The organism is Bradyrhizobium septentrionale (genome assembly GCF_011516645.4).
Taxonomy (GTDB): domain Bacteria; phylum Pseudomonadota; class Alphaproteobacteria; order Rhizobiales; family Xanthobacteraceae; genus Bradyrhizobium; species Bradyrhizobium septentrionale.
Genome location: NZ_CP088285.1, coordinates 628,780 through 641,119, shown reverse-complemented (window position 1 = coordinate 641,119; position 12,340 = coordinate 628,780). Strand labels below are relative to the sequence as shown.

General features: G+C 60.2%; 10 protein-coding genes and 4 pseudogenes. 12 read left to right on the top strand and 2 right to left on the bottom strand.

Annotated elements, in window-relative coordinates:
* Positions 1–253: 253 nt before the first annotated feature.
* The 3 genes and pseudogenes from HAP48_RS04960 to HAP48_RS04950 form a co-directional block, all read left to right on the top strand.
* Positions 254–508: pseudogene (locus HAP48_RS04960) on the top strand (transposase); the annotation flags it as partial.
* A 238-nt stretch (positions 509–746) separates the two neighbouring features.
* Positions 747–2,114, top strand: a complete 1,368-nt coding sequence (locus tag HAP48_RS04955; RefSeq protein ID WP_166204212.1) for an IS110 family RNA-guided transposase — start codon at positions 747–749, stop codon at positions 2,112–2,114.
* Positions 2,115–3,014 (top strand): annotated as a pseudogene (locus HAP48_RS04950) (IS3 family transposase); the annotation flags it as partial.
* A 224-nt stretch (positions 3,015–3,238) separates the two neighbouring features.
* On the opposite strand, the gene qatA reads toward HAP48_RS04950, so the two are convergent.
* Complete coding sequence (gene qatA, locus HAP48_RS04945) at positions 3,239–5,212, bottom strand: Qat anti-phage system ATPase QatA (RefSeq protein ID WP_166214521.1); 1,974 nt, start codon at positions 5,210–5,212, stop codon at positions 3,239–3,241.
* Between the two features lie 523 nt (positions 5,213–5,735).
* On the opposite strand from qatA, the gene HAP48_RS50675 reads away from it, so the two are divergent.
* Together HAP48_RS50675 and HAP48_RS04935 are read left to right on the top strand one after the other, a co-directional pair.
* Complete coding sequence (locus HAP48_RS50675; protein ID WP_420869890.1) at positions 5,736–5,885, top strand: WGR domain-containing protein; 150 nt, start codon at positions 5,736–5,738, stop codon at positions 5,883–5,885.
* 51 nt (positions 5,886–5,936) lie between these two features.
* Positions 5,937–6,848: a hypothetical protein gene (locus tag HAP48_RS04935; RefSeq protein ID WP_224496910.1), complete on the top strand. Its 912-nt coding sequence runs from the start codon at positions 5,937–5,939 to the stop codon at positions 6,846–6,848.
* Positions 6,849–6,887: 39 nt separating this feature from the next.
* On the opposite strand, the gene HAP48_RS04930 is transcribed toward HAP48_RS04935, so the two are convergent.
* Positions 6,888–7,535 carry a hypothetical protein gene (locus tag HAP48_RS04930; RefSeq protein ID WP_051346746.1) on the bottom strand — a complete coding sequence of 216 codons (648 nt, stop codon included), beginning with the start codon at positions 7,533–7,535 and terminating at the stop codon, positions 6,888–6,890.
* A gap of 190 nt (positions 7,536–7,725) precedes the next feature.
* Here HAP48_RS04930 and HAP48_RS04925 point away from each other — a divergent pair, with 190 nt between their 5' ends.
* The 7 genes and pseudogenes from HAP48_RS04925 (at position 7,726) to HAP48_RS04900 (ending at position 12,301) form a co-directional block, all read left to right on the top strand.
* Positions 7,726–7,875, top strand: a complete 150-nt coding sequence (locus HAP48_RS04925) for a nucleotidyltransferase domain-containing protein (RefSeq protein ID WP_224496909.1) — start codon at positions 7,726–7,728, stop codon at positions 7,873–7,875.
* 121 nt (positions 7,876–7,996) lie between these two features.
* A pseudogene (locus HAP48_RS50670) lies at positions 7,997–8,336 on the top strand (HepT-like ribonuclease domain-containing protein).
* 470 nt (positions 8,337–8,806) lie between these two features.
* Positions 8,807–9,223, top strand: a pseudogene (locus HAP48_RS04920) (sigma factor-like helix-turn-helix DNA-binding protein); the annotation flags it as partial.
* Between the two features lie 92 nt (positions 9,224–9,315).
* Positions 9,316–9,738 (top strand): IS66-like element accessory protein TnpA, encoded by a 423-nt coding sequence (gene tnpA / locus HAP48_RS04915; RefSeq protein WP_084518858.1) that lies wholly within the window; start codon positions 9,316–9,318, stop codon positions 9,736–9,738.
* Positions 9,732–10,085, top strand: a complete 354-nt coding sequence (tnpB, locus tag HAP48_RS04910) for an IS66 family insertion sequence element accessory protein TnpB (protein ID WP_091968098.1) — start codon at positions 9,732–9,734, stop codon at positions 10,083–10,085. Before tnpA ends, tnpB begins: the two co-directional genes overlap by 7 nt.
* Before the next feature lie 51 nt (positions 10,086–10,136).
* Entirely contained in the window at positions 10,137–11,702 is a 1,566-nt protein-coding gene (gene tnpC, locus HAP48_RS04905) for an IS66 family transposase (protein ID WP_166214523.1), read from the top strand.
* Positions 11,699–12,301, top strand: coding sequence for a plasmid pRiA4b ORF-3 family protein (locus HAP48_RS04900; protein WP_166214524.1), 603 nt, complete (start codon positions 11,699–11,701; stop codon positions 12,299–12,301). Before tnpC ends, HAP48_RS04900 begins: the two co-directional genes overlap by 4 nt.
* The last annotated feature ends 39 nt before the right edge of the window (positions 12,302–12,340 follow it).

The following is a 12,340-nucleotide window of genomic DNA, read 5'->3' as shown; positions in this document are numbered from 1 at the left end:
CGATTATCGCACAATTCAGGCAACTCAACTTCCGAAGGGGACGGGCTGTCGATAAAGGGAGTGCAGAGCGCGGGTTCGCCTTTTCGTGCGATGAAGCTGCCGAATCTACCATTGAGACGGAGGGACTGTTGTCGGATCGAAGCCTGCGGACTAGGTTGTGAACCGCATGAGCATAGCGACAGGCGAGCAGACCTGAGCTGCTGCCGGTTTGATGGACACCGAGATTAGGTGTTTCATGAAGCCGGAGGTGGCGATGAAAAGACGGAAGTTCAGCCGCGAGTTCAAGGTCGAGGCGGTCAAGCTGGTGCGGCAACGTGGGGTGTCGGTGGCGCAAGCTGGCCGTGACCTGGATGTTCATGAGAATGTTCTCCGCAAATGGGTGAAGGAGTTGGGCTCCGACCCGGCGCAAGCCTTTCCCGGCCACGGGCAGATGAAGCCGGAGCAGCAGGAGATCGAGCGGCTGCGCCGTGAGGTCGCCAAGCTGAAGGCCGAGCGGGATATCCTAAAAAACTGTCCAGCGCCGTGGCGTGCCTGCGCGGGGTAGAAACAGCCTTGTGCTATCGTCTGAGGCCGGGAGGGTAGCGGCCGTCAGCTTATTGGAGGCACTGTCCCCGTTAAAAAACGTGGTCCATGGGTGCATGCGGACTTGAGAGTGGTGACGGCGCTCCGGCGGCGATCCCGATTAGGAAGATGACAAATTGGCATAACCCAGACCCTCCTGCCCATGATTGGACGGAGGACCCGCAATGCTCAAGACGACAACTGCAGATCGCCCGGAATTGAAGCCAGTCAACGTCGGGGCGGCTGCCATCGACATCGGATCAAAGATGCACATGGCCGCCGTGAACCCGGCCTGCACCGATGTCCCAGTGCGCACGTTCAGCACGTTCACACAGGACCTGCATAGTCTGGCGGACTGGTTCAAGACATGCGGTGTGACCAGCGTCGCGATGGAATCCACTGGCGTCTATTGGATCCCGGTCTACGAGATTCTGGAGCAGCGCGGGTTCGAGGTCATTCTGGTCAACGCGCGGTATGCCAAGAATGTGCCCGGGCGCAAGACCGATGTCAGCGATGCTGCGTGGTTACGCCAGCTTCATTCCTATGGGCTGTTACGCGGCAGCTTCCGTCCCGATGCCGAGATTGCGACCCTGCGCGCTTATCTGCGCCAGCGGGAGCGGCTGGTTGAATATGCTGCCGCCCATATCCAGCACATGCAGAAGGCTCTGATGGAGATGAACCTGCAGCTCCATCATGTCGTCTCGGATATCACCGGAGCGACTGGTATGCGGATTATCCGAGCCATTGTTGCAGGCGAGCGCAATCCCGACGTTCTGGCAACCTATCGAGACGTGCGCTGCCATTCTTCAACGGAGACGATCCGCGCGGCGCTGATCGGCAACGACCGGGAGGAACATGTCTTCGCTCTGACCCAATCGCTGGAACTCTACGACATCTACCAGGCGAAGATGCTGGACTGCGACCGCAAGCTCGAAGTCTTGATCGCCGCGCTTAGCAACAGAGAAGCAAAGCCGGTCGGAAAGCTATCCCAGCCACGCGTAAAGACCAAGCAGGTCAACACACCCACCTTCGATGTCAGGACCGCGCTGTACGGTGTGCTCGGCGTTGATCTGACTGAGATCCATGGGCTGGGTCCGTCACTCGCATTGAAGCTCGTCGGCGAGTGCGGCAAGGATCTGAGGGCGTGGCCAACCGCCAAGCACTTCACCTCTTGGCTCTGCCTCGCACCCGGCAACAAAATCTCCGGTGGCAAGGTACTATCTTCACGCACGCGGAGATCCTCCAGCCGGGCAGCCGCACTACTGCGATTGGCAGCCACAACCGTGGGGCGGAGCGATACGGCGCTCGGAGCATTCTATCGCCGGCTGTCCTCACGCGCGGGCAAGTCGAAGGCGGTGACGGCGACCGCCCGCAAGATTGCAGTTTTATTCTACAACACACTCCGGCATGGCATGAGCTACAGGGATCCAGGTGCCGACCAATATGAGCGACAATATCGCAGCCGCGTCCTCGCTAACCTTCAGCGCCGGGCCAAATCGCTCGGCTTTGTCTTGCAGGCCATTCCGTGCAACGCCAATCAGGCTGTTTCTTAGGAAGGCCGCAGCCTACTTCGCGAAGGAAGCGACATGAAGTTCGCCTTCGTCGCGAAGCACCGGACGATCTGGCCGGTGGCATGGCTATGCGATGCGCTGGGAGTGTCGCGGTCGGGCTTCCATGCCTGGCTGAACCGCTCTCCCAGCGCCAGATCCCGCAGCGACGAGGAGCTCGGCGGCAAGGTCAAGGCCAGCTTCGCCGCCAGCGACCGCACCTATGGCGCACGCCGGGTGTGGCGTGACCTGCTCGCCGACGGGGCGGATTGCGGCCTGCACCGGATTGAGCGGCTGATGCGCCTGCAAGGCTTGCGGGCGCGGCCGCGACGTCGGCGCTTACCGAAGGACAGCGGCGATCGACAGCTCGAGACCGTACCGGCGAACCTCCTTGACCGGCAGTTCGCCGCCGAGCGGCCGAACCAGAAGTGGATCGCCGACTTCACCTATCTCTGGACGGCCGAAGGCTGGCTCTATGTCGCAGCGGTGATCGACCTGTTCTCACGCCGCGTGGTGGGCTGGTCGATGAGTGCCGCCATGACGGCACAGCTCGTGACGGACGCATTGTTGATGGCCGTCTGGCGGCGCGGCAAGCCGGATGCGCTGTTGCATCACTCCGACCAGGGCAGCCAGTACACCAGCGAGCAGTTCCAGCGCCTGATGGCCGACCACGGCATCGTTTGCAGCATGAGCCGCTCCGGCAACGTCTGGGACAACGCGGCGATGGAGAGCTTCTTCTCCTCGCTCAAGACCGAGCGTACGGCCAACAAGATTTATCAAACCAGAGATGAGGCACGCGCCGATGTGTTCGACTACATCGAACGATTTTACAACACGACCCGCAGGCACTCGACCATCGGCTATCTCAGCCCGGTTGAGTTCGAGCGCAAGGTGGGATTAGCTTAAGCGGGTGTCCATCAAACCGGCAGCAGCTCAGGTCGCCGGTCTTGGTGACGGCGGCGCGGGAGTTGGGTTGCCCGGTGCTGTAGGACCCGGCCCCGTTGGACCGGGGGCAGGCGGTGTTGACGGCCCCGGCAGCATCGGTGCCGATGCTGGAGCTGGGTCGTTGAGAAAGCTCGGTATCAGTGGCGAGCGATTACCGGCACCACCGTAAGATCCGGACGTCCCCATCAGCCTCCCCGGGGCTTGACCTTGCGGGATGCCGCGGCCGCCGCCTTCAAGGGCTTGCTGCCGCTCTCCTCCCACCGTTCGATGATCCCGTTCAATCGCGTGAGGTTGGCGGGCTCGGTGATCACGCCATTCCATCCGCTCACGGGCCAGGCACCGCACCGATCGGCTGGTAACGCATCAAGCAGATCGAGCAGGTTGGTCTGCAGTACCGGATGGGTCTTCACCAAGACGGTGACGCCGTCGATGCCCGGCGGTATGGTCTGGAATGAATCGCTCCCCATGACGCGCGCGCGCACCGCCTCGAACACCTGTGCGGCTTCCACGGGCTTGAGGCCTCGCAGCTCGGGATCGAGTCCTTGAACTGCGAGCTTGGCGCCAAGCAGCTTCTCGACCACCCCGGTCAGATGTCCCAACGCCGACGATGCCCCGAAATAGTCCTTCCGGTCCTTTGTGACGAAGAGGTATGGCCTGAGATCCACATCCGCCAAGGAAGGTTGAACCCGCGCCCAGGCACGGATTTGCGGGGAGGCCAGCCACTCGGCCAGGAGCGCGCTCTCGGGCGGATCGGCGGAGGTCGCCTCATCCTCCTTAGCCGGCTTGGCTGCGTTCCCATCTTTCGCTGCGGGCTTGGACAGGGCGGCTGCTTGCACCTGCGGATCCGCCGTCTCCCTCTCCAGTGTCGTAAGATCGGCGCAGTAGCCGTTCGTGTCGGCGGCCGCGGCATAGGCGATCTGATCGAACAAACGTGGGATGAAACGCTCGGCTAGCATCAGCTTCGCGAGTACCGGTAGATGGACATCAGCCCCGAACCCCCGCGCTTCCGCCGTGCGTTGCCGTAGCAGTAACGAATTGAGGAAACGCTTGATCTGGCGCGGATTGCCCTTTGCACCGCTGGCGAGGATCGGTCCGATTTGATCGCTGAGCAGCAAGGCGTTTTGGGCCGACGGTGCCTTATCGCCCAAAGCTTCCTTGATGGTCGGGAAATCGAGCGCTCCGCTTTCCCATGGCCTCCTCAAGCGCTCGCGCGCCACAGCGATCAATTTGTCGTAGCCCACATCGGTCACGCCGATCTCGGCGCCGACTAGCAGCAGCGTGACGTAGATGCGGGTCTCAGTCTCACCAAGTGCTGGGATACGAAATGGGACCTGGATGAGCTTTTCTAGATAATTGCGAGCGTAGTCACGCGGACCTGTTGTGTCCGGAAGATCAGGAAAATGCTTGCGGACGGCATACTCGATCATTGCCTCGTCGGCCGCGACCACGAAGGCGGTGCCGGACGTGAACACGAACAGCCGGATCGCTTCAAGCGTCTCGATCGCGGTGTCTGGCAGGCAGCGATCGAGATCGTCGACCAGAACCACGAGCTGCTTCACTCCTGCATCCTTGAGCAGCTGATCGAACGCCTTCCGAAACTCCGCGATCTCTTCCGGGACGTGTTTTGCCTCGGCATCGGGCTTGATCACCGATTTCAGGCCGTCGATAGCGGCGGTGATGTTTTCCTTAGTCGCAAGCTTCGTGGGATCCGCGAGCAAGCTCTCGAGGCCACCCACAATCGTATGCAGCTGATCCGGTGTCGGAATGCCGGTGAAGGCTGTTAGCGCGAGTCCGCCCGCATGCTTTGCGACCTTCAGCCAATCGATCCTCTTCAGCGCATCCTTGACCGCTGCCGTTGCCTTGGTAAGAGCAGGGCGCTTCTCGATGAGCCCTGTCACGATACCCTCGATCAGCGCGATCTTGGCGTCCTCGAAACCTTGGAAGCGCCATCCGTTGAACTTGAGGCAGAGAACGCCAGCATTGCTCCCGAACTGGTCTTCGATCATCTCGAGGACGCTCGACTTGCCCGCACCCCAATCGCCATGCACGCCGATCGTGAGCGGCTGCTCTGGGTGGTCGCGCAACGTGGCGACGATCGTCGAAGCGATCGCTTCGTTGTTTAAGAGGTCGACGCGAGTTTCGTTATCGGCGAGGATCATCGGAAAGCGAATGCCTCTAAGAAAAAGACAAGTCTTGGGCGACTCAACCAAAAATGGAGATAACTTACAAAACTCGCATAGAGTTGTAACCTCTATGTTCCGTTATCCACGAAATCGGTGCATAGACTTTGGTCGCGGTTGTGCCATGGGGAGCGCGAGACAGGCCTGAGCCGCGACTTCGACACGGCTGGGGCAGTCTGCTCAGGTAATGGTTAGGCCTAAACTTCAATCCTGGCGGGCCGTGTGACCCATTGGGCTTTTCGGTCGATCCATAGACCGGCTATGCCGATCTAGCGGCGTGAATGACTGGCGTCTCCTCGGGCCGCGCAGCGAGTTTCGACTGATAAGGTTGGTCGTAAACGGAGTCAGTCTCCAGACTGATAAGGAAATTAAGAAAAGCTCGTCAGTTCCGAGTGCTGCTGGCAAAAAGCATCAATGATGGCAGGGGAATTAACATCTTCGTTGCACCTGACTTGGCGGTCTCCGGCGAAGATCGTGCTTCGCGAACCAGCGCCCCAAGCCGATCAGAAGGCCGACTAGCCCCGTCTTTGCTATATTCGGTGAATGCTCGCTCTTCCGGCAATGGGGTCGCATCGGCCGTGCTGGCACGGTTCGTATCGAAACGTATCAGAGTCAGGGCGCAGCCGACACCGCTAGCCTCGAACTGGACTAAAAAGCTCAAGAGGGGCTATCGCTAGGCCTGGAACGATCCAGGGGCTGGACGATGGGCGAGGCGAAGCGCAAACGAGAGGCGGTTCTAAACGGCCCCTGTCCGTGTGGCTCGAAGAAGGCCGCACGCTTTTGTTGTTTCAATGGCAAGGAGTGGCACAAGCCCGCCGCCACTCTCGGGCTGAAGACCCTTCCACGTTCGTCAAGCGTGCCCAAGTGCTACATGAAGGAATTGGGGTCTTGCGTTGCCCCCATCTCCGGCGAACACATTATCTCAGAGTCGGTAATAAGGGTTCTGATGGGCGATGGCGAGTTCTCGATTGGAGGTTTGCCTTGGCTTGCGCCGGACGAAAGGAAGAGTCTAGCGCCCCAAAGCCTGCGTACGAACTGCTTATGCACCAAGCACAATAGCACGCTGCATCCGCTGGACGACGCGGCGCAATATTTCTTTGCGTCGCTTAAATCCTATCTCGAGCGCGATGAGGGGATGCGGCACGCCCTTGTCTCGGGGCATGACGTTGAGCGGTGGCTCCTGAAGACCGCGAAGGCCGCCGCGGTCTCAAAGAATCTCGCAAGGGGGCGGACACCCCTCTCCGGAGCGTTCTCGCAGGACTCCGCGATACTCGACATGCTCGACGACCCGCGCCATTGGCCGGAGGGTGCCGGACTCTATTGCACCATGAACGCGGGCGACCAGATGTCCAATCATCCGCGCTTCCAGTTGCAGCCGCTCACGAACGCTCAAGAAGATATCGAAGCACTAGCGCTGAAAATCCTGGGCCTTGGCTTCGTGCTGTTGCTCGAACCACTTGATGTCAACAAATATCCCTTCTTACATGGGGCAAAGTATCGGCCAGGAAGAATCATCATATCGTACCCGACCTCGACCTGCTGGCTCACGATGAGTTGGGATGATGGGAGGACGCATGAGGCATTGACAGTGCAGTATGTGCGAGCCGCGCCGTGAGATAGGCCGGCACCCAGATCAAGCATGCGGGCCAGCCGCTCAGTCTGGCGCGGGAGCTTTCGGCCAAACCCAGTCGTGGCCGGTTTTTGCCTTGAGCCTGGCTAGCAGCTTTTCCATCTTTTCGACGGTCATTACGTCGAGAAATTTGGTCAAGTCGTGCCACTCTGTTGCTCCCCCAATTTGGTATTCGAGCGAAAGATCGAATTTAAGGAGAAAGCGGTTGTCCTCAAATCCGACCTCCATCGCGTTCGAGAGGGAGTGATGATCGTCGTTATGAGCGTATCTCTTGTTTCTCATCTCGACGATCTGATCATGCACCCTGCGGAGTTTCTGGGGGAGGATAGCGCGCGAGAAGCCGCTGCCGCTGCCGCCTTGATGCAGACGAACATAGGTCACGACAAATGCCGTCGTGAGCATATCGAGTTCCAGAATAGCATCCATGTCCGCGGCAAACTTGTATTCTGACAGGCGTTTTGCCGTGTACTTCAATGCCACCAGCGCGGTGAACGAGTTCGAGATTTTGACGAGCTGCGACAATTCCTTGTCGACAGATTCAAGGATAGCGCATCCGTTGTCCGCTATCGCTTGGATATGGTTCCGCCACTCCTCGGGAAGGTGCTGAAGAGCCTCCTCAGGCAGTGAATAATATACGCTTTCTTCCTCGCGTTCGATGGGATCGTCTTGCAAGTGGCTCCTTTATCCGCTGGTTCATGCTGGCGCGATGTACATAACCGTCTGCGCCGAGGCCGACCAGGAGCGTATCCTTTTCCTGCGAGAGATGTCAGCAGACGCTTTTGCCGGCATCCATGCAGCTGTGGTATGGTAAGCGCATGCAGACGACAGAAGTCATTTCGCGCCTGAAGGCTGTAGAACCCAGATGCGGGCTTTTGGCGTGGGCGGACTCTATCTGTTCGGTTCCTGCGCCCGAAACGAGGCATGGTCCGATTCCGACGTCGATGTGTTCATCGATAGGGTGCCGGGTGCGGAACTGGATCACGATGCATTCATTGGTGCCTATGGTGTTTGAAATCCGCGCTGCCGGCCAATGTCGATTATGGAACGCGTACCCGAGTTTCGAAGTTCATCCGTGAAGAGGTCGAGCGGGAAGCCATCCGCGTCTTCTAACGGCACCCAGCAAGACCCCTGTTATCCGCCTTCTGCACATTGTAGATGAAGCCGAGGCCATCTGCCGAGCGCTCTCTGGTGTATCGAGCGCAAGCTTTCAGGAGTCTTGGTTGCTACAGCGTGCCGTAGAGCATGAACTGCTCATTATCTCGGAAGCCGCAAAAACCCTCCCGCTCCGAGGTCAAAGACGATGTGCCCGATGTTGCGTGGCGCAAGATCGAAACCTTGGGGAATTGTCTGCGTCACGAGTACAGCGACGTCGATCCCGAGCTGATCTGGAACATCACGCAGGACTACTTGCCGAATCTCCTGGCAGCTGCGCGGCGTCGTGCGGAGAGTTTGCGTGAGGGGGCGCCGGCCTAGGGTTCTGCCAGTGGCGGGGTCGATATTTCATTCTTCGGCGGTTCTGGCCTTTGACCCCCGCGGGGAGGCCATTTTTGCGTATAATATCGGCGTTGTTGAAACGATGGTGATCGTCCGGGAAGCTCTCGTGAGCGCCACGTACAGGTCGTTGCGGCTAAGCTTTTCAGGCGCAACGATAATGGCGTGATCGAACTGGAGGCCCTTTACGAGGAGTGTGCTTCCGACGGACCGTTGCGCTAGGCGCCGCCCAGTGTGTCGCATCTTGTTTTGAACGTGCCAGGCGGCATCCGCGAGAGTTGAATGCTCACCTCGGACGACCAGCCTCAGGGTGTTCTGCACAGCTTGCATGTTTCGCGGGATCGTGAGCACGGATTTCGCGGGATCGTGAGCAGCTTTTCAGCGGCTCAGCCCGCTTCGGCCGACAACTCAACCGGCTTAGGAACTGCCTCGTCAGTGAACGAGGAAGGCCGATGCCCACCCAGAGATTGTCGATGCGCCGGATCAAAGAGGTTCTCCGCTTAAAACATGTTCAAGGCTTGCCGGAGCGAGCCATCGCGCGCACCCTGGGCATCAGCAACGGAGCCGTGCACAGCTATCTGCGCCGAGCCGGGGCTGCCGGACTGAACTGGCCGTTGCCGGTCGGAATGACCGACGAAGACCTGGAGCTGCTGCTTTTCCCTGCGCCGAGGCCTGCGTCACAGAGCCCACAGCGGCCCGTTCCCGACTGGGGCTATGTCGACAAGGAGCTGCGCCGGCGCAACGTGACCCGCCGGCTGCTGTGGGACGAGTATCGCGCCAGCCATCCCGATGGATTCGGCTACACATGGTTCTGCACGACCTACGAGGCCTGGAAGGGGCGAGCCCGGCCTTCGATGCGGCAGACCCATCGTAAGCGTGGCGTTGAGGCCCTAGAGAATTTTGGTACTCAATCCTGAGAGCACCGCTAGAAGAAGAGTCATCTTCTGCAAGGGTGCTCACAATGGATGACCATTCGGACGACATAAGACGACCGTTGTCACCGCGCATCGAAGTGTACGCAGGCGCAGGTCGAAAGCGCTGGCCGGACGATTTGAAGGCACAGATTGCCGCGGAAAGTCTTGAGCCGGGGGCGATTGTCACAGATGTCGCGCGTCGCCATGGGTGCCGACCCCAGCAGGTGCACGACTGGCGGCGCCGGGCGCGTTTGGGCCAGTTAGTGCTGCCGGCTTCGGCGGACACGTTGTCGTTCGTGCCGGTGGTATCGGAATCGGCGCTACCGGCAGCCGCAGAGCCCACCGGGTCGCCGGAAGCAGCCGTAGTGACGGTTGAACTCCAGGGGGCACGAGTGGAGGTGCGAGGGACGCCTGGCCTTGCTGTGTTGAATGATGTGTTCTTGGCGCTTCGACGGACACGTTCATGCTGATGCCGCCCGCGAGCCTCATGATTTACGTGGCGACGCAACCTGTGGACTTCAGAAAAGGTGCGGAGGGCTTGGCGCTGTTGGCGAAGGAGACGCTGGGCCATGACCCGATGAAGGGCGTGGCGGTGGTGTTCCGTGCGAAGCGCGCCGATCGGGTGAAGATTGTCGTCTGGGATGGCAGCGGCCTTGTGATGTATTGGAAGCGGCTCGATGGCAGCGGCTTCAAATGGCCTCCCATCGTAGCCGGCGTGATGCGGATGAATGCCGCGCAGCTGTCCGCACTTCTGGCCGGCATGGATTGGACGCGGATGCACGCGCCTCGAATCCTGCAGCCGAAAGCACTTGCGTAGGACGTAAAATCTTCGCTGCATCGGGGCGCGAAGCATGGCAGACTTGGGCCAATGAGTGATTTGCCTGATGAGCTGCCGAGCGATCCGGCCGAGTTGCGTATCTTTGCCGCGGCTCTGCTGGATGGCTGCGCCAGGCTCGAGCGGTTGCTCAAGCTTGCAAAAGATGCGCAGTTCGGTCGATCCTCGGAAAAGCTGGACGCTGATCAGCTCCAGCTTGTTCTGGAGGATATCGATCAGGCCGTCGCGGCTCTCGAAGCAGCCGAAGATGGTGCCAATCCCAAAACATGCGAGAAGAGAGCTGCCGAGCGCAGAGCCAATCGTGGTCAGTTGCCGGAGCATTTGCCGCGCATCGTCGAAACCCTGATGCCGGCTGCAACCTGCTGCCCGTGCTGCGAAGGCGCCCTTTTTGAGATCGGTCACGATGAGAGCCAGAGGCTGGACGTCGTACCGGCGCAGTATCGCGTCATCGTTACCCGCCGACCCAGACTGGCCTGCCGCGCCTGTCACGGCGTCGTCCTCCAGCACGCCGCTCCCGAGCGACTGATTAGGGGAGGATTGCCGACCGAGCGACTGGTCGCGCATGTGATCGATGCCAAGTATCATTGGCATTTGCCGCTTTACCGCCAGGCGCAGATGCTGGCGACGTACGGAATAGCGCTGGACCGTTCCACGCTCGCCTTCTGGGTCGGGTATGCCGCCCAGGAATTGAAGCCCTTGTGGCATCGTCTGCGCCAGCTTCTGCTCGCCTCTTCGAAGCTCTGTGTCGATGAGACCCCCGCACCGGTGTTGGATCCGGGGCGCGGCAGGACCAAAACCGGCTACTTCTGGGCGCTCTCGCGCGATGACAGGCCCTGGGCCGGACCTGACCCACCTGGGGTGGTCTATGCCTATGCACCGGGCCGTGGGGCCGTTCATGGCTTGCGCTTGCTCGAGGGCTATCGCGGCATCATCCATTGCGACGGCTATCAGGCTTACAAGACCATGACCCGAGAGACGCGTGCGGACGCCCTGTCCGGGACGCTCGCATTCTGCTGGTCGCATCTACGACGCCAGTTTGTGAAGATCGAGCGCGAGGCTGCTCCGGCGCCAGCTCCGGTTGCCCGCGAGGCTCTTGAACGCATCGCTGCGCTTTACGCAGTCGAGAAAGCGCTCCGCGGCCGATCGGATGCCGAGCGCCGTGCTGGCAGGCAGGCGCATGCCCGACCTCTGGCTACAGCCTTGAAGCAGTGGTTTGAGGCGAAGCTTGATCACCTTGCACAGAAGAGCGACACGGCGAAGGCCTTACGTTACGCGCTGCGCCATTGGGACGGCCTGACGCTCTACCTTGATAACGGGCGCATCGAGATGGACACCAATGCGGTCGAGCGAGCGATGCGGCCGATCAAGCTCAACGCCAAGAACTCCCTTTTTGCCGGTTGCGACGAGGGCGCCGAGAATTGGGCAGTTCTGGCTTCGTTAATCGAGACCTGTAAGCTCAATGGCGTCACTGCCGAGCACTGGCTCGCTGATGTTCTCGCGAAGCTCGTCAATGGTTGGCCTGCGGCGCGACTGGACGAACTGCTCCCTTGGGCGTCGATCTACACGATGCATGCACACGATCCGAGGCTGGCGGCATGAGCCTGAACACGACCGCGGTCCGGATCAAGGTGACCCTCAAGGATGTAAAACCGGAGGTGATGCGATGTCTTGTCGTGCCGCTCACGCTGCGCCTTGATCGGCTGCATCTGACGCTTCAGGCGGCGTTTGGTTGGACGAATAGCCATCTCTTCGAGTTCCTGGCTGGCGACGCCCGTTGGGGTATCCCTGATCCCGATGGAGATTTTGGCCCTCAGCCCATCGATGCTCGCAAGACGCGGCTCTCCAATATCGTTCAAGAGACCGGCGCGAAGACGATCCATTATCTCTACGACTTCGGCGACAGCTGGGATCACGTGATCAAGCTCGAAAAGTGGTTCGACAACACGACAACAGAGGGACTTCCGTTCTTGCTCGAGGCCGCCGGCCGTTGTCCTCCGGAAGATGTCGGCGGTGCGCCAGGCTACGCCGAATACCTCGACGCCATCAGCGACGCCACCCATCCGGAGCACGAACATATGCGCCTCTGGGGCCCGGAGCAGTTCGATCCCAACGTCGTCGACCTGAAGGCGCTTGAGGCCGCTGTCAACGCGTTGTCCGACATATGGAAGCCGCGCCGGCACACCACTCGCTCAAAATAGACGTCAAGCGTCAATCAAATGGGCCTCAGAGCTACCCTT